This window comes from Streptomyces sp. NPDC045956, from assembly GCF_056430705.1.
In genome coordinates, this window is record NZ_JBWKKZ010000001.1 from 844,749 (window position 1) to 865,348 (window position 20,600).

Below are 20,600 nucleotides of genomic sequence, written 5' to 3' on the forward strand. Positions count from 1 at the left end.
GGCCCTCCGGGGACGGGACGCACGCGGAGTGCGGTGGATCGTTATGTCCCGGCCGGGCCCGCGTCGGCGTACAGGACGGCCAGCCGTCGCGCGTCCCGGGCGAAGCGGTCCCGCAGCGTCCGCGGCGCCAGCACCTCCGCCTCCGGCCCGAGCCCCGCCAGCTGGGCGTGCGCGACCTCCTCGGACTCCACCGGCAGCGTCACCGTGACCCGGCCGTCCGCGTCCGGCCCGTCCGCCGCCTCCAGCGCCTCCCGGGCGACCGGCGCGTCGACGACGTGCGGCAGCGCCCGCACGCCCTGCTCCGACAGCCGCACCACGACCTGGGCCCGCAGGATCGACCGCGCGAACTGCTCGGCCCGCTCCGCCCAGAACGCGGGCAGGTCGAAGCCGTCGTCCCGTGTGAAACGCTCCCCGCCCGCCGACACCGCCGTGAACCGGTCGATGCGGTACACCCGGAAGGCGCCGCCGCCTTCGGCCCGCGCGACCCTCGCGCACAGGTACCAGACGCCCGCCTTCAGCACGAGCCCGTACGGCTCCAGCTCCCGTACGACCTCCTCCTGCCCGCGTCGGTAGCGCGCGGTGACGGGCCGGTCGTCCCAGACGGCGTCCGCCACCACCGGCAGCAGCTCGGGCGTCCGGGGCTCCCGGAACCAGTTCGGCGCGTCCAGGTGGAAGCGCTGCGCCGCCGTGCGGGAGGCGTCCCGCAGGGACGGCAGCAGCGCCGCCGACACCTTCAGGCGGGCCGCCGACGCCGCGTCCTCCAGGCCCATCTCGCGCAGGGCCCCCGGCACCCCGGACAGGAACAGCGCCTCGGCCTCACCCCGGGCCAGCCCGGTCAGCCGGGTGCGGTAGCCGCCGATCAGCCGGTACCCCCCGGCCCGCCCCCGCTCCGCGTAGACCGGCACCCCCGCCTCCGACAGCGCCTGCGCGTCCCGCGTGACCGTGCGCTCCGAGACCTCCAGCTCCCGGGCCAGCTCGGCGGCGGTCATGGCCGGGCGGGACTGGAGGAGCAGCACCATCTTGATGAGGCGGGCAGCGCGCATCCCCACATCATGCAGGAGGCCCCCGCCGCGGCGGGGGCCTCCTGTGTTCACCGTTCCTACAGGCCGTAGCGCTCGCGCGCCTCCTTCACGGCCGTCGCCTTGACCTCGCCGCGCCGGGCGAGCTGGGCGAGGGACGCGACCACGATCGACTCGGCGTCGACACCGAAGTGGCGGCGGGCGGCCTCACGGGTGTCCGACAGGCCGAAGCCGTCGGCGCCCAGCGAGGACCAGTCCTGCTCGACCCACTGCGCGATCTGGTCCGGGACCTGGCGCATGTAGTCGGACACCGCGAGGACCGGGCCCTCGACGCCCTGGAGCGCCCGGCGGAGGTACGGCACCCGCTCCTCGCCGCGCAGCAGGGCCGCGTCGGCGTCCAGCGCGTCGCGGCGCAGCTCCGTCCAGGAGGTCGCGGACCACACGTCGGAGGCCACACCCCACTCCTCGGCGAGCAGCTTCTGCGCCTTCAGCGCCCAGTGGATCGCCGTGCCGGAGCCCAGCAGCTGGATGCGCGGGGCGTTGGCGGCCGGGGTCAGGCCCGCCGACTCCGCCGTGTTGAAGCGGTACAGGCCCTTGACGATGCCCTCGTCCACGCCGGGCGCGGACGGCTTGGCCGGCTGCGGCATCGGCTCGTTGTAGACGGTCAGGTAGTAGAAGACGTCCTGGTCCTCGCCCGGAGCCGCCTCGCCGTACATCCGGCGCAGACCCTCCTTGACGATCGCCGCGACCTCGTAGGCGAAGGCCGGGTCGTACGTCAGCGCGGCCGGGTTGGTTGCCGCGATGGCCGGGGAGTGGCCGTCCGCGTGCTGGAGGCCCTCGCCGGTCAGCGTGGTCCGGCCGGCGGTGGCGCCGACCAGGAAACCGCGGCCGAGCTGGTCGCCGAGCTGCCACATCTGGTCGGCCGTGCGCTGCCAGCCGAACATCGAGTAGAAGATGTAGAACGGGATCATCGTCTCGCCGTGCGTCGCGTACGACGTCGACGCGGCGATGAAGTCGGCCATCGAGCCGGCCTCGGTGATCCCCTCGTTGAGGATCTGGCCGTTCTTGGCCTCCTTGTAGTACATCAGCTGGTCGCGGTCGACCGGCTCGTACGTCTGGCCCTTGGGCGAGTAGATGCCCAGGGACGGGAAGAGGCTCTCCATGCCGAAGGTGCGCGCCTCGTCGGGGACGATCGGCACCCAGCGCTTGCCGGTCTCCTTGTCGCGGACCAGGTCCTTGACCAGGCGGACGAAGGCCATGGTGGTGGCCACGTTCTGCGAGCCGGAACCCTTGTCGAAGGAGGCGAAGGCCTTCTCGGCGGGCGCGGGCAGCGGGGCGACCGGGTGGACGCGGCGGGCCGGGGCCGGACCGCCGAGGGCGGCGCGCCGCTCCTGGAGGTAGCGGACCTCGGGGGAGTCGGCGCCCGGGTGGCCGTAGGGGACCACGCCGTCGACGAAGGCGCTGTCCTTGATCGGCAGGCCGAGCAGGTCGCGCATGTCCTTGAACTCGTCCACCGAGAGCTTCTTCATCTGGTGGTTGGCGTTCTTGGACGCGAAGCCGGTGCCGAGGGTGTGGCCCTTGACCGTCTGGGCCAGGATCACGGTCGGCGCGCCCTTGTGGGCGAGGGCCGCGCGGTAGGCGGCGTAGACCTTGCGGGACTCGTGGCCGCCGCGCGAGTAGTGGAAGCACTCGAGGATCTTGTCGTCGGACAGCAGCTTCGCCATCTCGGCGAGCGCCGGGTCCTTGCCGAAGAAGTCCTCGCGGATGTAGGCGGCGTCGCGCGTCTGGTACGTCTGCACCTGCGCGTCGGGTACCTCGCGCAGGCGGCGTACGAGCGCGCCCGTGGTGTCGAGCTGGAACAGCTCGTCCCAGGCCGTGCCCCACAGCGACTTCACGACGTTCCAGCCGGCGCCGCGGAACTGGGCCTCCAGCTCCTGCACGATCTTGAAGTTGGCGCGGACCGGACCGTCGAGGCGCTGCAGGTTGCAGTTGATGACGAAGGTCAGGTTGTCCAGGCCCTCGCGGGAGGCGAGCGTCAGCGCCGTGGTGGACTCGGGCTCGTCCATCTCGCCGTCGCCGAGGAACGCCCACACGTGGGAGTCGGTCAGGTCCTTGATGCCGCGGCTGGTCAGGTAGCGGTTGAACCGCGCCTGGTAGATCGCGGAGATCGGGCCGAGGCCCATGGAGACGGTGGGGAACTCCCACAGCCAGGGCAGCCGGCGCGGGTGCGGGTAGGACGGCAGGCCCTTGCCGCCGGCCTCGCGGCGGAAGTTGTCGAGGTGCTCCTCGGACAGCCGGCCGTCGAGGAAGGCGCGGGCGTAGATGCCGGGGGAGGCGTGGCCCTGGACGTAGAGCTGGTCGCCGGAGCCGTCACCCTCCTTGCCCTTGAAGAAGTGGTTGAAGCCGGTCTCGTACAGCCAGGCCGCGGAGGCGAAGGTGGCGATGTGGCCGCCGACGCCGTACTTGCTGCCGCGGGTGACCATCGCCGCCGCGTTCCAGCGGTTCCAGGCGGTGATCCGCTGCTCCAGGTCCTCGTCGCCGTCCACGGTGGGCTCGTCGGCGGTCGGGATGGAGTTGACGTAGTCCGTCTCCAGGAGCTTCGGCAGGGCGATGCCGGCGCCCTCGGCGCGCTCCAGTGTGCGGCGCATCAGGTACGCGGCACGGTGCGGCCCGGCCGCCTGGGTGACGGCGTCCAGGGAGGCCTGCCATTCGGCGGTCTCCTCCGGGTCGCGGTCCGGGAGCTGGTCGAGCTCGCTCGGCTGGATGGCTTTGGGGTCGGTCATGTCGCCGCCTTCCTCAGTCGAAGGGGGTTCCCTCATCGTCAAGGGTTCGGGGGTGCCCTAGGTCTTTGGCAGGACAGGGCTTGGGCTCGGGTGGAAGCCCGTCGGAGACTGTAACTCCCTGATCGATGATCGATCAAAGGGTTGAGGGCCAAAACCTCTTGATCACGAGAAAGTCGGCACGGGGTGCCTCCGGCGGTGGCACGGGGTGACCATGAAACCGACGGTTTGTGCAGGTGAGCGCAGTGCGGCTCGGGTGGTTGGGTGCGTGCGCGTCCGCCGGGGCGGCCTGGCCGTTCACGCGGTGCCCCGCGCCCGTGTGGGGCCGCGGGGCACCGCGCGGACCGGGGGGCCGGAGGCGCGGCCCGCGGAGAGGGGGCGGCGGGGGCGGGGAAACTAGGCGCGGGGGGCGCAGCCCAGGACGTGGGCCTTGACAATCTCCGGGATACGGGGATCGCGGCGGCGGAAGGCCGCGACCAGTTCCTCGTGCTCCTCCGCGTAGGACTGCTGCACCGTCCCCAGCCACCGTATCGACAGCGCCGTGAACACCTCGATGCCCAGGCCCTCCCAGGTGTGCAGCAGCACCGAGTTGCCGGCCGCCCGGACCAGCTCCCGGTGGAAGCCCACCGTGTGCCGCACCTGGGCGGTCCCGTCGGCGGCGCGGTCGGCCTCGTACAGGGCCGCGACGTGCGGTTCCAGCGCCGAGCAGTCCTCGGCGAGCCGGTCCGCCGCCAGCTCCGCGGCGATCGCCTCCAGACCGGCCCGGACCGGGTAGCTCTCCTCCAGGTCGGCGGCGGTCAGATTGCGCACCCGCACGCCCTTGTTCGGCGCCGACTCGATCAGCCGCAGCGACTCCAGCTCCCGCAGCGCCTCGCGCACCGGCGTCTGGCTGACCTCCAGCTCGGTGGCGATCCGGCGCTCCACGATCCGCTCGCCCGGCTGCCAGCGTCCGCTGATGATCCCTTCCAGGATGTGCTCGCGGATCTGTTCGCGCAGCGAGTGGACGACGGGCGCGGTCATGAGAGCTCCTTCGGGAGAGGGCCCTTGTGGCCCCCTGGGGCGACTGACGTTGAGAAACAATACGGCCGTCACCGCGAGCCGGCAGGGCGCACGGGGGCGCTTTCACGCAGGTGAGACGAGACTTACACGACGCGCACGGCAGCACATGACGGTGCCCCCGCCCGGAAAGCTCCGGGCGGGGGCACCGAACAGACCCACTGGCTGGGGACTAGAGGCCGAGCTCGACCTCGAACTCGCCGGCCTCCAGGATCGCCTTGACCGCCGTCAGGTAGCGGGCGGCGTCGGCGCCGTCCACCAGACGGTGGTCGTAGGACAGGGTCAGGTACGTCATGTCGCGGACGCCGATGACCGGCCCGTCCTCCGTCTCGATGACGGCCGGACGCTTGACCGTGGCACCGATGCCGAGGATGGCGACCTGGTTCGGCGGCACGATGATCGTGTCGAACAGCGCGCCGCGCGAACCGGTGTTGCTGATGGTGAAGGTCGCGCCCGCCAGCTCGTCCGGGCTGATCTTGCTGGCCCGGACCTTGCCCGCCAGGTCGGCGGTCGCCTTGGCGATGCCGGCCAGGTTGAGGTCGCCGGCGTTCTTGATGACCGGGGTCATCAGGCCCTTCTCGGAGTCCACCGCGATACCGATGTTCTCGGCGTCGAAGTAGGTGATGGTCCCCTCGGCCTCGTTGATCCGGGCGTTGATCGGCGCGTGCGCCTTCAGCGCCTGGGCCGCGGCCTTGACGAAGAACGGCATCGGCGAGAGCTTGACGCCCTCACGCGCCGCGAACGCGTCCTTGGCACGGGCGCGCAGCTTCATCAGTCGCGTGACGTCGACCTCGACGACCGACGACAGCTGGGCCTGCTCGTGCAGCGCCTTGACCATGTTGTCGCCGATGACCTTGCGGATGCGCGGCATCTTGACGGTCTGGCCGCGCAGCGGGGAGGCCTCCAGGGAGGGGGCCTTCTTCGCCGCGGGGGCAGCAGCGGCGGCCGGAGCCGGAGCGGCGGCCTTCGCGGCCTCGGCGGCGGAGATGACGTCCTGCTTGCGGATGCGGCCGCCGACGCCGGTGCCCTTGACGGTGGACAGGTCCACGCCGTTCTCGGAGGCGAGCTTGCGCACCAGCGGGGTGACGTAGGCACCGTCGTCCGCCGGCTGGGCGGCGGCCGGGGCGGCCGGAGCGGCAGCCTGGGCCGGCGCGGGCGCCGGGGCGGACGGGGCCGGAGCGGCCGGCTGCTGCGGAGCCGGGGCCGGGGGGGCCTGCGGAGCCGGAGCGGCCGGGGCCTGCTGGGCCGGGGCGGCCTGCTGCGGAGCCGGGGCCTGGGCGGGCTCGGGCTGCGCGGGGGCGGCCGGGGCCTCCTGGGCCGGAGCGGCCGCGGGAGCCGCGCCCGCCTCGCCGATGACGGCGAGCTTGGCGCCGACCTCGGCCGTCTCGTCCTCGCCGACCACGATCTCCAGCAGGGTGCCGGAGGCGGGGGCGGGGATCTCGGTGTCGACCTTGTCGGTGGACACCTCCAGCAGCGGCTCGTCGGCCTCGACCGAGTCGCCGACCGACTTCAGCCAGCGGGTGACGGTGCCCTCGGTGACGGACTCGCCGAGCGCGGGCAGGACCACGTCCGTGCCCTCGGCACCGCCGCCGCCGGCCGACGCGTCGGCGGAGGGGGCGGGCGCCGGGGCGGCCTGCTCGGTGGAGGGGGCGGCCGGGGCCGGCTCCGGGGCGGGCTCGGCGACCTGCTCGGCCTGCGGGGCCTGCTCGGCGGCCGGGGCCTCCTCGGCCGCCGGGGCGCCGGAACCGTCGTCGATCAGCGCCAGCTCGGCGCCGACCTCGACGGTCTCGTCCTCGGCGACCTTGATGGAGGACAGCACGCCGGACGCGGGGGCCGGGATCTCGGTGTCGACCTTGTCGGTCGAGACCTCGAGCAGCGGCTCGTCGGCCTCGACGCGCTCACCCTCGGCCTTGAGCCAACGGGTGACGGTGCCCTCGGTGACGCTCTCGCCGAGCGCCGGAAGGGTTACGGAAACCGCCATGGTTTCGGTTGCTCCTTAACGAATTGCGGAAGTCTGTGTCGTCGCGCCCAGTGACCGAGGGAGGTCAGTCGTGGGAGTGCAGGGGCTTGCCGGCCAGCGCCAGGTGGGCCTCGCCCATCGCCTCGTTCTGCGTCGGGTGGGCGTGGATGAGCTGGGCCACCTCGGCGGGCAGCGCCTCCCAGTTGTAGATCAGCTGGGCTTCGCCGACCTGCTCGCCCATGCGGTCGCCGACCATGTGGACGCCGACCACGGCACCGTCCTTGACCTGGACGAGCTTGATCTCGCCGGTGGTCTTGAGGATCTTGCTCTTGCCGTTGCCCGCCAGGTTGTACTTCAGGGCGACGACCTTGTCCGCACCGTAGATCTCCTTGGCCTTGGCCTCGGTGATGCCGACGGAGGCGACCTCGGGGTGGCAGTACGTCACCCGCGGCACGCCGTCGTAGTCGACCGGGACGGTCTTCAGCCCGGCGAGCCGCTCCGCCACCAGCATGCCCTCGGCGAAGCCGACGTGCGCGAGCTGGAGGGTCGGGACGAGGTCGCCGACGGCCGAGATGGTCGGGACGTTGGTCCGCATGTACTCGTCGACCAGGACGTAGCCGCGGTCCATGGCGACCCCGGCCTCCTCGTAACCGAGGCCCTGCGAGACCGGGCCGCGGCCGATGGCGACGAGCAGGACCTCGGCCTCGAACTCCTTGCCGTCGGCCAGGGTGACCTTGACGCCGTCCTGGGTGTACTCGGCCTTCTCGAAGAAGGTGCCCAGGTTGAACTTGATGCCGCGCTTGCGGAAGGCGCGCTCCAGCAGCTTGGAGCTGTTCTCGTCCTCGACCGGCACGAGGTGCTTGAGGCCCTCGACGATCGTGACCTCGCTGCCGAAGGACTTCCACGCGGAGGCGAACTCGACGCCGATGACGCCGCCGCCCAGGACGATCGCGGACTTCGGCACGCGGTCGAGCTTGAGGGCGTGGTCGGACGAGATGATCCGGTCGCCGTCGATGTTCAGGCCGGGCAGCGACTTCGGCACGGAGCCGGTCGCCAGCAGCACGTGGCGGCCCTGGACCCGCTGGCCGTTCACATCGACGGAGGTCGGCGAGGACAGCCGGCCCTCGCCCTCGATGTAGGTCACCTTGCGCGAGGCGATCAGACCCTGCAGGCCCTTGTACAGGCCCGAGATCACGTCGTCCTTGTACTTGTGGACGGCCGCCATGTCGATGCCCTCGAAGGTGGCCTTCACACCGAACTGCTCGCTCTCGCGGGCCTGGTCGGCGATCTCGCCCGCGTGCAGCAGGGCCTTCGTGGGGATGCAACCGTTGTGCAGGCAGGTACCGCCGACCTTGCCCTTCTCGATCAGGGCGACGTCCAGGCCCAGCTGCGCCCCGCGCAGGGCCGCGGCGTAACCACCGCTGCCACCGCCGAGGATCACTAGGTCGAAAACGGTGCTGGCGTCGTTCGCCACGTCACGTCCTCCATGCATGTGCGCCACGCCGGTCTCCAGTGACCGGTCGGCGGCTGGTGTCCGGCCGCTCATTGTTCTCGGCCCTTAGGTGGGGCCCTGTCCTGCCGAGCCCCATCTTCGCACTTGTAAGGGGCCGACGAGACGTGGGGCCGGTGTGTGAGACGTCGCACCTTTTCCTGTCACAAGGCCGACGGAGGCGTCCCGGGGGCGCGGGCGGTGCCCGTCCGCGGCTTCGCGGCGCGGGCGCGACGGGCCGCGACGGGCCCGCCGCACCTCACTCGCGGCCCCCGGGGGCGCCGCTAGCCGAGGTCGCCCGCGGCCGTCAGCTCGGCGACCCGCACCAGCGTCCGCACGGCCGTGCCGGTGCCGCCCTTGGGCGTGTACCCGAAGGGCCCGCCCTCGTTGAAGGCCGGACCCGCGATGTCCAGGTGCGCCCAGGTGATGCCCTCGCCGACGAACTCGCGCAGGAACAGACCGGCCACCAGGCCGCCGCCCATCCGCTCGCCCATGTTGGCGATGTCCGCGGTCGCCGAGTCCATGCCCTTGCGCAGGTGCTCCGGCAGCGGCATCGGCCAGGCCGGCTCGCCGACCTCCTCCGCCGCCTCGTGCACCGCGGCACGGAACGCGTCGTCGTTCGCCATGATCCCGTACGTCCGGCTGCCCAGCGCCAGCATCATCGCGCCGGTCAGCGTCGCCACGTCGATGATCGCGTCCGGCTTCTCCTGCGAGGCCGCCCAGAGCGCGTCCGCGAGCACCAGCCGGCCCTCGGCGTCGGTGTTGAGCACCTCCACGGTCTTGCCGCTGTACATGCGCAGCACGTCACCCGGGCGGGTGGCGGAGCCGGACGGCATGTTCTCGGCCAGCGCCAGCCAGCCGGTCACGTTGACCTCCAGGCCCAGGCGCGCGGCGGCGACGACCGCGGCGAACACGGCGGCGGCGCCGGCCATGTCGCACTTCATCGTCTCGTTGTGCCCGGCCGGCTTCAGCGAGATGCCGCCCGAGTCGTAGGTGATGCCCTTGCCGACGAAGGCGAGCGACTTCTTGGCCTTGGACGAGGTGTAGGACAGCTTCACCAGCCGCGGGCCGGCCGCGGAGCCGGCGCCGACGCCGAGGATGCCGCCGTAGCCGCCCTTGGTGAGGGCCTTCTCGTCGAGCACCTGCACCTTGATGCCGTGCTCCTTGGCGGCGGCCTGCGCGACCGCCGCGAACGCCTCGGGGTCGAGGTCGTTCGGCGGGGTGTTGATCAGGTCGCGGGCGCGGTTCAGCTCCTGGGCGACGGCGGTGGCGCGCTCGAGCGCGGCCTTGAACGCCTTGTCGCGGGGCTTGCCGCCGAGCAGCGTCGCCTCGGCCAGCGGTGCCTTGCCGTTCTTCGCCTTGGCGTCCTTGCCGGACTCCTTGTAGGCGTCGAAGAGGTACGCGCCGAGCAGCACGCCCTCACCGACGGCGCCGGCGTCGGCGGCCTCGGCGAGCGGCAGGGCGAAGGCGGCCTTCTTGGCGCCGGCCAGCGCGCGGGCGGCCACGCCGGCGGCCCTGCGCAGCGCCTCGGCGTCGAACCCGGCGTCCTTCTCGGGCTCTGCGCCCAGGCCCACCGCCACCACGACGGGTGCCTTGAAGCCGGCCGGCGCGGGCAGCTTCGTCACCTCGCCCTCGGCGCCCGAGGCGCCGAGGGTCTCCAGGACGCCGGCGAGCCGGCCGTCGTACGCCTTGTCCACGGCCTCGGCACCCGGTGCGACGACCAGGCCCTGGGACCTGGATGCCGCGCCCTTGGCGACACCGATCACGATCGCGTCGGCCCGCAGGCCGGGCACCGCGGCGGTGGAGAGAGTGAGAGCAGTCACGGTGGTGGTTTCTCGCTTCCGTATGAAGTCTTGACTGGCCGAATGCGGGTGGGTCGACCGGGCCCGACAACCGACCCTAGATCCCTCCTGATTCGCGGTCTCCGCCCGGGCAGGCGGACACCGGGCACGAGCCTACGCTCGCGTCCGCCTCCGCTCCCTCCCGCGGGGCCGCCGCTTACCGCGCCGCACCCGGGGTGGGAGATCATTCCCGGGGTACGCCACCGCCCACCCCACACCCTGGAGCACCCCGTGAGACGCCCGGTCCTGTCGACAGCCCTCCTCCTGCTGCTCGCGGGCTGTTCGTCCTCGCCCCCCGACGACGGGGAAGCCGCCGGACACTGGCAGCCGCGGCCCGGCACCGCCTGGCAGTGGCAGCTCAGCGGCAGGCTCGACACGTCCGTCGACGTCCCGGTCTACGACATCGACGGCTTCGACCACCCCGCGTCCACCGTGGCCGCACTGCACGAGGACGGGCGCAAGGTCATCTGCTACCTGTCCACCGGCGCCTGGGAGGACTTCCGGCCGGACGCCGGCGCTTTCCCCGAGTCGGTGCTGGGCGAGGGCAACGGCTGGGAGGGCGAGCGCTGGCTGGACATCCGCGCGACGGACGTCCTGGAGCCGCTCATGGCCGAGCGCCTCGACATGTGCCGCGAGAAGGGCTTCGACGCGGTCGAGCCGGACAACATGGACGGCTACCGCAACGAGACCGGCTTCCCGCTCACCGCCGACGACCAGCTGCGCTACAACCGGCTGATCGCCTCACTCGCCCACGACCGCGGACTGGCCGTCGGCCTGAAGAACGACCTGGACCAGATCCCGGAACTGGTGGACGACTTCGACTTCGCGGTCAACGAGCAGTGCGCCCAGTACGGCGAGTGCGCCGACAACAAGCCGTTCATCGACGCCGGCAAGGCGGTCTTCCACGTCGAGTACGAGCTGCCGACGAAACGCTTCTGCCCCGAGTCCCGTGCGCTGCGGCTGAGTTCGATGCGCAAGGAGTACGAGCTGGGGGCGGAGCGGGAGGCCTGCTGAGCCGCCGGTGCGGGTGGGTCAGCCGAGGACCAGCACGACCAGCGAGGCCGTGGCCGCCGTCTCCGCGACCCCGCCGAAGACGTCACCGGTGACGCCGCCGAACCTGCGGACGCAGTGCCGCAGCAGCAGTTCCGCCACGGCGACGGCGCACAGCACCGCGAGCGCCGTACGGACCGCGTCGTACGGCCCGCCGAACGCGCCCGCGACCGCACCGGCCGCCGTGACGACGGCGGTGACCGCCAGCGCGGCCCCCACCGGCACCACCCCGGCGACCGCCGCGCCCAGCCCCTCGGGGCGCGCGGCCGGCACCCCGGCCCGGGCGGCGAGCGTCAGCGCCAGCCGGGCGGCGGTCGCCGAGACCACGGCGGCGAGCGCCCCCCGGGCCCAGGAGCCGTCGTAGGCCTGCGCCAACGCGGCCACCTGGGCGAACAGCACGAACACCAGGGCGAGGACGCCGAACGGCCCGATGTCCGACTGCTTCATGATCCGCAACGCGTCCGCGGCGGGCTTCCCGCTGCCCAGCCCGTCCGCGGTGTCGGCCAGCCCGTCCAGGTGCAGCCCCCGCGTGAGCACGGCGGGCACGGCGGCCGTGGCGACCGCGGCGAGCAGGCTTCCCGCGCCCAGGAGCAGCAGCAGGAGCCCGGCGGCCGCGGCGGCGACGCCGACGGCCAGCCCGGCCAGCGGCGCGCACAGCATGCCGCCGCGGGCGGCCCCGCGGTCCCAGCGGGTCACCTCGACCGGGAAGACGGTGAGCGTGCCGAAGGCGAAACGGAGACCGTCGGGGGAGGGGAGCGTCCTGGGCACCGGCGCAGACTACCCGGCGGTCGCCAGGGCGTCGGCGGCCCCTCGGGATAAAGTGCGCATATGGGAGATTGGTGGCAGCGCAACATCATGGAACCCGGCAAGCTGCCGCTGCTCCTCGCCCTGGGGGCCTTCGTCCTGACCTTCGTGATCACCCGGGTCGTCACCCGGCTCATCCGGGCCGGCAAGGGGCCGTTCGGCAACGTCCAGGCGGGCGGGGTGCACATCCACCACGTCGTCCCGGGGATCGTCCTCACCGTCATCGGCGGTTTCTGCGCGGTCGCGGGGGGCCGGCACGGGTTCGGCTCCGCCGTGGCCGCGGTGGTCTTCGGCGTCGGGGCGGGGCTCGTGCTGGACGAGTTCGCGCTGATCCTGCACCTCGACGACGTGTACTGGACCGAGGCCGGCCGCAAGAGCGTGGAGGTCGTGGTGGTCACCGCGGCCCTGGTCGGGCTCGTGCTCGCCGGGTTCACGCCGTTCGGCGTCGACGGCCTCTCCCCGGACGAGAGGCAGGACCGGGCCAACGTCATCGCCACCGTCGCCGGGAACTTCTTCTTCGCGCTCCTCGCCCTCGCCAAGGGCAAGGGACGGCTCGCGCTCTTCGGCGTGATCGTCCCCGTCGTCGCCCTGGTCGGCGCGGTCCGCCTGGCCCGGCCCGGTTCCCCCTGGGCCCGCCGCTTCTACGGGAACCGTCCGCGCGCCCGCGCCAAGTCCCGGCTGCGCGCCTACCACCACGACCGCCGCTGGGCCGGCCGCAGCCGCGCCGTGCAGGACTGGATCGGGGGACGCCCGGACCCGGTGCCCGGCCGTCGGTGACGGCGCCCGCGGACGCCCGCGGGGCTCAGTCCCGCCCGGTGTCCTGCACCTTCTCCTCGGCCTCCTGCTCCTTCTCCTCGGCGTCCTGCTCCTTCTCCTCGGCGGAGTCCTCCGCCGCCTCCGGCCGCTCCGGCAGTTCCGCGGCCAGGGCCGCCGCGGCCTGGACCAGGGGGAGGGCCAGCAGGCCGCCCGTGCCCTCGCCGACGGTCACGCCCTGGGACAGCAGCGGCTCCAGGGCCATCCGGTCCAGCGCCTTGGCCTGGCCCGGCTCCCCGCTGTCGTGCGCGGCCAGCCACCAGTCGGGGGCCCGGAAGGCGACCCGCTGGCCGACCAGCGCGCAGGCGGCCGTCACGACGCCGTCCAGGACGACCGGCACCTTGCGCACCGCGCTCTGCAGCAGGAAGCCCGTCATCGCCGTGAGGTCGGCGCCGCCCACCGTCGCGAGCAGCCGCAACTGGTCGCCGAGCACCGGCCGGGCGCGCCGCAGCGCGTCCCGGATCGCCGCGCACTTGCGCATCCAGGCCAGGTCGTCGATGGCCAGCCCGCCCCGCCCGGTGACCACCGACGCGTCGGTCCCGCACAGCGCGGCCACCAGCGCGCCCGCCGCCGTGGTCCCGCCCACGCTCAGGTCGCCGAGCACCACCAGGTCCGTTCCGGAATCGGCCTCCTCGTCGGCCACCGCCATCCCGGCCCGGAAGGCGGCCTCGGCCTCCTCGGCGGTCAGTGCGTCCTCGACGTCGATGCGCCCGCCGCCGCGCCGCACCCGATGCCGTACGACCTCGGCCGGGAGCGTCTCCGGATCGCAGTCCAGGGCCATGTCCACGACCCGCACCGGCACGCCCAGCCGCCGGGCGAGCACCGACACGGGCCGGCCGCCCTCCAGGACCTCGCGCACCAGGTCACCGGCACCCCCCGCGGGCCGGGACGAGACGCCCAGCTCGGCGATCTTGTGGTCACCGGCGAAGAGCACCACCCGGGGCCGCTCGACCGGCCGCACCGGTACGGAGGACTGCGCCGCCGCCAGCCACTCGCCCAGGTCGTCCAGGCGGCCCAGCGATCCGGGCGGGACGACCTGACGCTCCCGGCGTGCCTCGGCGTCGCGGCGCACCCCGCCGTCGGGCCGCTCGATCAGATCGGTGAAGTCGTCGAGATTCAGCGAGCTCATTCGCCGAACAGTACCGGCCCCGGTCGAACACCACGGCGGGCCCGTCCGCACCGCGCCCGGGCGGCGTCGTTGCGCTCCGGAACGCGATCACCTACGTAACGTTTTGCGTGGTTTGTCGTACGTCCCCCCTCGCGTCGGGAGCCGCCCGTGTCCGCACCCCCCGCCCCCTCGGCGCCGCCCCCCGTGCCCCTGGTGCCTCCCGTGCCGCGGTACGGGCCGCACCGCGAGGACTGCCCCTGGTGCGGCTCGCGGCGGCTGCGCACCCGCGGCGCGGACCCCCGGCGTTCCGCGCCCCCTCCCGGCCGGTCCGCGCCCCCTCCCGGCCGGTCCGCCCTCGTACGGTGCCGGGACTGCCGGCACGTCTTCCACAACCCCGCGCTCGCGGACGGCCCGCCGGACCACCCGCTGCTCCGGGCCGGCGTACGGCTGCGCCACGGCATGGCCGCCAGGGCGCTGCTGCGCCACTGCCCCGAGCCGGAGAGCTGGCTCGACGTGGGCACCGGCGACGCCGACTTCCCGCACACCGCCCGCGCCCACTTCCCCTACACGTCCTTCGACGGGCTGGACCCCACCCACCGCGTCCTGCGCGCCCGCGCGGTCGAGCGGGTCGAGGAGGCCTTCGTCGGCCGCCTCACCGACCCGCACATCGCGGCCCGGCTGCGGGCCCGCTACGACGTGGTGAGCCTCTTCCAGCAGCTGGAACGCGTCCCCGACCCGCGCGCCGAACTGCGCGCCGCCCTGCACGCGCTGCGCCCCGGCGGCCACCTGCTCCTCGACGTGGCGGACCCGCGCCGGCTGCTCGCCCTCCCGCCCGGCGCCCCGCACCCGGCGGACCTGCGCGCCGAACTGGCGGCCCGGGGCTGCACGCTGCTCACCGGCGCCCGGAGCCCCCGGGTCGTGGCGCGCAAGGACGCCTCAGCCCCGTAGCACCAGCGCCTGGCCCGCCACCACCAGCAGCACCTGCTCGCACTCGGCGGCGAAGGCCGCGTTCAGCCGCCCGAGTTCGTCCCGGTAGCGGCGTCCCGAGGCGGTGGCCGGGACGATCCCCGAGCCGACCTCGTTCGACACCGCGACGACCGTGCGCCGGGTGGCGCGCACCGCCTCCGTCAGCTCGTGCACCCGGTCCCTGAGGGCCCGTTCGCCGCCGTCGGCCCACTCCGCGTCGTCCCACGCCCCGACGGCGTCCATCGCGTCCGTCAGCCACAGGGACAGGCAGTCGACGAGCAACGCCGGCCCCTCGTCCTTCAACAGCGGCACCAGGTCGCACGTCTCGACGGTCCGCCAGGACCCCGGGCGCCGCTCGCGGTGCGCGTGGACCCGGGACGCCCACTCGGTGTCGCCGCCGCGGGAGCCCCCGGTGGCCACGTAGAGCACGTCCGGGAAGGCCTCCAGGCGCCGTTCCGCCTCCACCGACTTCCCCGACCGGGCACCGCCCAGGACCAGGGTGCGCCGCGGCACGTCGGGCACGTCCTCGTAGGCGCCCACCGCCAGCGTCGTCCCGTCCGGCACGGCCCGCGCCCCGGCCGCCGCGAGCCGCCGCTCCAACTCCCGGCCCGGCGGCACGTCGTGGCCCAGATGGACGGCGACCACGTCCGTCGTCGGCCCCACGGCGCCCACCGCCCGCAGCCGGGCCAGCGCGTCCGGCCGCCCCACGACGTCCGCGAGGACCATGTCGTAGGACTCGGGGGACTCCTCCAGACCGGCCGGCGCGCCACCCGGCGGGAGGTACAGCAGCCGCTGCCCGTCGGGGCCGGTCACGGCGTACCCGGTACCCGGCGAGTCCATTGCCACCGCCCGCACCCGGTGCCCGGTCAGCAGCGCCAGCTCCCGACCGTCGGGCACCCGCCCCGGCTGCGGCAGCCCCGCCGGCACCTCCACGGCGGGCCCGTCGTGCGGGTGCGACAGCAGCACCTGCCGCACCCCGGTCAGGGAGTGTCCGGCCCGCGCGGCGGCGAACGCGGCGCCCGGCGTCAGGTCGAGCAGCATCGCCCCGTCCACCAGCAGCGCGGTCGCCGCGCGCGCGTTCTCGCCCTGCGCCGCGGCACACGCCGCGCAGGGACAGTCGGGGCGGGGCAGTCCCGCGGGGGCACCGGTGCCGAGCAGAGTCACGTCCACGCACCGATCTTCCCCGGTGACCCGGCGAGGTGCGCGCCCGAGACCCCCCTGTGGCGCGTTGGCGCGGCGGAGCGTGTTCCGGGGTCCTCCACGGCGCGCCCGGCCGAGCGCATAGGCTGCGGGCGGAGGCCGGACCAAGATCCGGCTTCCGCTCTGCATGTGCTCACATCTTGGAGGCGTACATGGCGGCATGGACGTGGCGGTTCGAGACGGCCGGCGGGACGGAGGTCCAGCCCGCGGTGCAGCCCGAGGAGTTCACCACCCAGGGGGACGCCGAGTCCTGGATCGGTGAGTACTGGAAGGACCTCAAGGAGGGCGGCACCGACCAGGTCCGGCTGTTCGAGGACTCCACCGAGATCTACGGCCCGATGAGCCTGCACGCGGAGGACGCCGAGGCCTGACGGGCCGGCGGGGCCCGCCCGGCCGGGCCGGCCCCGCTCCCGTCACTGCTCGCCCAGCGTCACCTCGGCGGTGCGCTCGTCACCGTCGCGGGTGTACGTCACCTCGACCCGGTCGCCCGGCCGCAGCGACGCCAGCGCCTCGGCGAGCGAGGTGATCGTGGTGACCTCCGTGTCGCCGAGCCGGACGATCACGTCCCCGGGACGCAGTCCCGCCCCGTCGGCCGCTCCGCCGTCACTCACCTCGACGACGGCGACGCCCGCCGGCCGGTTGCCGTCGTCGACGACCGTACGGGCGGTGACACCGAGCGCGGCCCGGCCCGAGTCGGTCACCCGGCCGTCCGCGACGATCTGGTCGGCGACGGTCCGCACCATCGACGCCGGGATCGCGAAGCCGATGCCGGGCGCCGCGCCGTCGCCGAGGCCCGGGTCGGTGGCGGCGAGCGTCGGGATGCCGACCACCTGGCCGTCGAGGTTCACCAGGGCGCCACCGCTGTTGCCCGGATTGATCGCGGCGGACGTCTGCACCATGTTCCCGATGGTCGCGCCCGTACCGCCGTCGGCACGCCCCTCGGTGACGGTCCGCCCGGTCCCCGACACGATCCCCTGCGTCACGCTGGAGGACAGGCCGAGCGGCGAGCCCATCGCCAGCACGATCTGCCCCGCCTCGACCTTCGCGGAGTCCCCGAAGCGGGCCGCCCTGACGCCGTCGGGCACCCGGTCCAGCTTGATGACGGCGAGGTCCTGCTCGGGGTAGGAGGACACCAGCTCGGCGGCGAGGGTGTCCTCGGTCCGCGCGGTCGTCACCCGGAAGGACCGGTTCTCCCCGACGACGTGCGCGTTCGTGACGACGTGCCCCTCGCCGTCGTACACCACCCCGGACCCCAGGGAATCGCCCGCCTGGATCTGCACGACCGACGGGAGCACGTCGTTGATCACCCGCTGGTAGTCGCTCTGCAGGGCGTTGGCCGCGCGGGGCGCGGCGGCCCGCGCCGTGTCGCCCTCCCGCCCGGTACCGGCGCCCGGACCGGAGCAGCCGGCGGCGAACAGCAGGGAGCAGGCCACCGCGGCGGCCGGGCCGAACGACCGCGGCGCGCGGGTACGGGAAGCGTCCATGCCCCGAGTCTCACCGCGCGCCGGAACACCGGCCCCCGCTGAACACCCGAACGGGCGCGGGGCCCGCGGGCCGTGCCGGGACCCGCGGTAGCGGCCGGGACCGTCGGGCGGGGGTCCTAGCCCCGCACCCCGCACAGGTGCAGCAGTGCCGCCACCCCGCGGTACGGGTCGGTCCGGCCCGCCCGGTCCTCGACGGCCAGCAGCGTGCCGAGGTCGTCCGGGACCGGGGCGCCGTCGGGTGCCGTGTCCGTGAAGACCCGGACGCCGTACCAGGTGTGCAGCGGGGCGCCGATGCCCGCGAGCTTCGCCGTGAGCGTCGCCAGCCGGTCCGCGCGGACGCCGGGCCGGGGCCGGGCCGGCGCCGCTCCGTCCGACCCGCTCCGGGACCGGGGCAGCAGATGGGTGGTGTCGAAGGCGGCCAGCGCGCCCGCCCACTCGCCGTCCAGGCCGGGGCGCATGGCGAGCGCGTCGCCGTTGCGCACCAGGAGCGACAGCAGGCCGCCCGGGGCGAGCATCCGGGCCAGCCCCGCCAGCAGCGGGTCGGGCTCCTCGACGTACATGAGCACGCCGTGGCACAGCACCACGTCGAAGCTGCCCGGCAGGAAGTGCACGCCGGTGTCCCGGCCGTCGCCCTCGATGATGCGCATCCGCTCCCGGATGCCCTCGGGCTGGCCGGCCAGGGCCTCGCGGGCCGCGGCGACCAGCACGGCGTCCCGCTCCAGGCCGGTCACCTGGTGCCCGGCCCGCGCCAGCCGCAGCGACTGGGCGCCCCGGCCCATGCCGACGTCGAGCACCCGCAGCCGCTTGCCGACCGGGAAGCGCCCGGCTATCTGCTCGTCCAGGTGCCGGGCCACCAGCTCCTGCCGTACGACGTCGCGCAGACCGCCCAGTGAGCCGAGCCAGGCGTCGGCGGCGCCGCCGGCCAACGGCGTCGTGCTCAGGGCCGCTCCCCGCGCTTGACCTGGGGCTTGGGCAGCCGGAGCCGGCGCATCTGGAGGGAGCGCATCAGCGCGTAGGCGACCGCGCCGCGCTTGCGGTCGTCGGGGAAGCGCTCGGCGAGCCGCTTCTTCAGCCGGAAGCCGGTGACGATCGAGTCCAGCACGATCAGCACGATCACGACCAGCCACAGCAGCAGCGCGACGTTCTGGAGCGAGGCCACCCGGATCATGCTCAGTACGAGGATGACCACCGCCATGGGCAGGAAGTACTCCGCGATGTTGAACCGCGAGTCGATGAAGTCGCGCGCGAACTTGCGGACCGGGCCCTTGTCGCGGGCCGGCAGGTACCGCTCGTCACCCTTGGCCAGAGCTTCGCGCTGCCGCGCCATGGCGGTCCTGCGCTCCTCGCGCTGGCGCTTGGCGGCGTCCTTGCGCGTCATCGGCGTTTGGGCGACGCTGCGGCGCTGGGACTGGGCCGCACTGCGCTTGGGCGTCGGCCTGCCCTTCGGGGCCTGCGGGTCGCGGGGCTGATTGGAGTCGGTCACCGGCGCGCTGACGGCGCTCTGGGCCTTCTCATCCTTGGCACGGCTACGGAACACAAAACCCAAGGGTACGGGGTGCACGGGCGTGGACCCCAGCCCGGTGGGGAACGATCCGGCAACGCCGGTCGTCCTTAAGGGGGACAGACGGGACGTTGCGTACCGCCGCGGACACCGGGTCATCGGGGGCGACCCCGGGGAGCACCTACTCCCTACGCCGGACCGGGAGGGCACGCAGTCGTCCTTGGGGATGAGCGCATCCGTCCCCGAACAGTGCGGTAATGGATGCAGGGCCCGTACTGTGGGTCCTGTCGCAGGTGCTGGAGCCGGAGTCGGTCAGAAGGGGGCGCGCGAAGCCCATGAGCGGTGTCATGAAGCGTATGGGGATGATCTTCCGCGCGAAGGCCAACAAGGCCCTTGACCGGGCCGAGGACCCGCGCGAGACCCTCGATTACTCGTACCAGAAACAGCTGGAGCTGCTGCAGAAGGTGCGCCGCGGCGTCGCCGACGTGGCGACCAGCCGCAAGCGCCTGGAGCTCCAGCTCAACCAGCTCCAGTCCCAGTCGTCCAAGCTGGAGGACCAGGGCCGCAAGGCACTGGCGCTGGGCCGGGAGGACCTCGCCCGCGAGGCGCTCTCCCGGCGCGCCGCGCTCCAGCAGCAGGTCACCGACCTGGAGACGCAGCACGCCACCCTCCAGGGCGAGGAGGAGAAGCTCACCCTCGCGGCCCAGCGCCTCCAGGCCAAGGTGGACGCCTTCCGTACGAAGAAGGAGACCATCAAGGCCACCTACACCGCCGCCCAGGCGCAGACCCGCATCGGTGAGGCGTTCTCCGGCATCTCCGAGGAGATGGGCGACGTCGGCCTGGCCATCCAGCGTGCCGAGGACAAGACCGCCCAGCTCCAGGCCCGGGCCGGCGCCATCGACGAACTGCTCGCCTCCGGTGCCCTCGACGACCAGTCCGGCATGCACAAGGACGACATCCAGGCCGAGCTGGACCGGCTCTCCGGTGGTACGGATGTAGAGCTGGAGCTGCAGCGGATGAAGGCCGAGCTGGCCGGCGGCCCCACCTCCGACCGGCAGGCCCTCGAGGGCGGTCAGGGACAGGGGCAGCAGCAGTCCCAGCAGCAGCCGCAGGACACCCCGCGCTTCGACAAGCAGTAGGGCACGCCTAGGAGGGCGACATGATCGTACGGATCATGGGGGAGGGCCAGCTGACGCTGGCCGACGGCCGTCTCGCCGAGCTGAACAAGCTGGACGACGAGCTGATGGCCGAGATGGAGACCGGCGACGGCCCCGGTTTCCGCGCGACCCTCCAGGCCCTCCTGGCCAAGGTCCGCGAACTGGGCGAGCCGCTCCCGGACGACACCCTGGAGCCGTCCGACCTCATCCTCCCGTCGCCGGACGCGACGCTGGAGGAGGTCCGGGAGCTGCTGAGCGACGACGGTCTCATCCCGGGCGGCGCGTGACGGCCGGACTCCACCGTCGGCCCGTCCGGCGTCCGGGCGTACGAGCGCCGCGGCCGACGCGGGGACCCGGGGGCGCAGGCCCCCG

General features: G+C 73.8%; 18 protein-coding genes. 6 read left to right on the forward strand and 12 right to left on the reverse strand.

The genetic code is table 11. The features are described from left to right. Positions 1-41 precede the first annotated feature (41 nt). The 6 genes from AC07FV_RS03720 to AC07FV_RS03745 form a co-directional block, all read right to left on the reverse strand. On the reverse strand, positions 42-1,043 hold the full coding sequence (locus AC07FV_RS03720; protein WP_479084382.1) for a helix-turn-helix transcriptional regulator: 1,002 nt from the start codon (positions 1,041-1,043) through the stop codon (positions 42-44). Between the two features lie 56 nt (positions 1,044-1,099). Then, on the reverse strand, positions 1,100-3,802 hold the full coding sequence (gene aceE, locus AC07FV_RS03725; RefSeq protein WP_479084384.1) for a pyruvate dehydrogenase (acetyl-transferring), homodimeric type: 2,703 nt from the start codon (positions 3,800-3,802) through the stop codon (positions 1,100-1,102). 393 nt (positions 3,803-4,195) lie between these two features. Next, complete coding sequence (locus tag AC07FV_RS03730) at positions 4,196-4,819, reverse strand: GntR family transcriptional regulator (protein WP_479084385.1); 624 nt, start codon at positions 4,817-4,819, stop codon at positions 4,196-4,198. Between the two features lie 208 nt (positions 4,820-5,027). Continuing rightward, positions 5,028-6,836 carry a 2-oxoglutarate dehydrogenase, E2 component, dihydrolipoamide succinyltransferase gene (gene sucB, locus AC07FV_RS03735; RefSeq protein ID WP_479084387.1) on the reverse strand — a complete coding sequence of 603 codons (1,809 nt, stop codon included), beginning with the start codon at positions 6,834-6,836 and terminating at the stop codon, positions 5,028-5,030. A 64-nt stretch (positions 6,837-6,900) separates the two neighbouring features. After that, positions 6,901-8,289: a dihydrolipoyl dehydrogenase gene (gene lpdA, locus AC07FV_RS03740; RefSeq protein ID WP_383648334.1), complete on the reverse strand. Its 1,389-nt coding sequence runs from the start codon at positions 8,287-8,289 to the stop codon at positions 6,901-6,903. Positions 8,290-8,588: 299 nt separating this feature from the next. Then, on the reverse strand, positions 8,589-10,127 hold the full coding sequence (locus AC07FV_RS03745) for a leucyl aminopeptidase (RefSeq protein ID WP_479084388.1): 1,539 nt from the start codon (positions 10,125-10,127) through the stop codon (positions 8,589-8,591). Between the two features lie 249 nt (positions 10,128-10,376). On the opposite strand from AC07FV_RS03745, the gene AC07FV_RS03750 reads away from it, so the two are divergent. Beyond that, entirely contained in the window at positions 10,377-11,159 is a 783-nt protein-coding gene (locus AC07FV_RS03750; RefSeq protein WP_479084389.1) for an endo alpha-1,4 polygalactosaminidase, read from the forward strand. A gap of 18 nt (positions 11,160-11,177) precedes the next feature. On the opposite strand, the gene AC07FV_RS03755 is transcribed toward AC07FV_RS03750, so the two are convergent. Further along, positions 11,178-11,963: an adenosylcobinamide-GDP ribazoletransferase gene (locus AC07FV_RS03755; RefSeq protein WP_384698703.1), complete on the reverse strand. Its 786-nt coding sequence runs from the start codon at positions 11,961-11,963 to the stop codon at positions 11,178-11,180. 60 nt (positions 11,964-12,023) lie between these two features. Between AC07FV_RS03755 and AC07FV_RS03760 the strand changes: the two genes are divergently transcribed. Then, the gene (locus AC07FV_RS03760; protein WP_479084391.1) at positions 12,024-12,776 is read left to right on the forward strand and encodes a hypothetical protein; all 753 of its coding nucleotides are present in this window, start codon (positions 12,024-12,026) and stop codon (positions 12,774-12,776) included. A gap of 25 nt (positions 12,777-12,801) precedes the next feature. Here AC07FV_RS03760 and cobT read toward each other — a convergent pair whose 3' ends face one another. Next, complete coding sequence (gene cobT / locus AC07FV_RS03765) at positions 12,802-13,941, reverse strand: nicotinate-nucleotide--dimethylbenzimidazole phosphoribosyltransferase (protein WP_479084392.1); 1,140 nt, start codon at positions 13,939-13,941, stop codon at positions 12,802-12,804. Positions 13,942-14,088: 147 nt separating this feature from the next. On the opposite strand from cobT, the gene AC07FV_RS03770 reads away from it, so the two are divergent. Further along, positions 14,089-14,868 (forward strand): class I SAM-dependent methyltransferase, encoded by a 780-nt coding sequence (locus AC07FV_RS03770; RefSeq protein WP_479084394.1) that lies wholly within the window; start codon positions 14,089-14,091, stop codon positions 14,866-14,868. Here the strand turns inward: AC07FV_RS03770 and AC07FV_RS03775 are convergent. Further along, complete coding sequence (locus tag AC07FV_RS03775; RefSeq protein WP_479084396.1) at positions 14,857-16,056, reverse strand: bifunctional adenosylcobinamide kinase/adenosylcobinamide-phosphate guanylyltransferase; 1,200 nt, start codon at positions 16,054-16,056, stop codon at positions 14,857-14,859. The genes AC07FV_RS03770 and AC07FV_RS03775 overlap by 12 nt on opposite strands. Positions 16,057-16,238: 182 nt before the next feature. On the opposite strand from AC07FV_RS03775, the gene AC07FV_RS03780 reads away from it, so the two are divergent. Further along, positions 16,239-16,457 carry a hypothetical protein gene (locus AC07FV_RS03780; RefSeq protein ID WP_053129646.1) on the forward strand — a complete coding sequence of 73 codons (219 nt, stop codon included), beginning with the start codon at positions 16,239-16,241 and terminating at the stop codon, positions 16,455-16,457. A 42-nt stretch (positions 16,458-16,499) separates the two neighbouring features. On the opposite strand, the gene AC07FV_RS03785 is transcribed toward AC07FV_RS03780, so the two are convergent. The 3 genes from AC07FV_RS03785 to AC07FV_RS03795 form a co-directional block, all read right to left on the reverse strand. Further along, positions 16,500-17,570, reverse strand: coding sequence for a S1C family serine protease (locus tag AC07FV_RS03785; protein ID WP_479084397.1), 1,071 nt, complete (start codon positions 17,568-17,570; stop codon positions 16,500-16,502). Positions 17,571-17,686: 116 nt separating this feature from the next. After that, positions 17,687-18,424 carry a class I SAM-dependent methyltransferase gene (locus tag AC07FV_RS03790; RefSeq protein ID WP_479084881.1) on the reverse strand — a complete coding sequence of 246 codons (738 nt, stop codon included), beginning with the start codon at positions 18,422-18,424 and terminating at the stop codon, positions 17,687-17,689. A gap of 83 nt (positions 18,425-18,507) precedes the next feature. Beyond that, positions 18,508-19,230 carry a DUF3043 domain-containing protein gene (locus tag AC07FV_RS03795; protein WP_479084399.1) on the reverse strand — a complete coding sequence of 241 codons (723 nt, stop codon included), beginning with the start codon at positions 19,228-19,230 and terminating at the stop codon, positions 18,508-18,510. A 188-nt stretch (positions 19,231-19,418) separates the two neighbouring features. On the opposite strand from AC07FV_RS03795, the gene AC07FV_RS03800 reads away from it, so the two are divergent. Both AC07FV_RS03800 and pspAA read left to right on the forward strand, forming a co-directional pair. Further along, the gene (locus AC07FV_RS03800; RefSeq protein ID WP_356610623.1) at positions 19,419-20,210 is read left to right on the forward strand and encodes a PspA/IM30 family protein; all 792 of its coding nucleotides are present in this window, start codon (positions 19,419-19,421) and stop codon (positions 20,208-20,210) included. 20 nt (positions 20,211-20,230) lie between these two features. Continuing rightward, a complete protein-coding gene (pspAA, locus tag AC07FV_RS03805; protein ID WP_479084401.1) occupies positions 20,231-20,515 on the forward strand; it encodes a PspA-associated protein PspAA in 285 nt (94 codons plus the stop codon). The last annotated feature ends 85 nt before the right edge of the window (positions 20,516-20,600 follow it).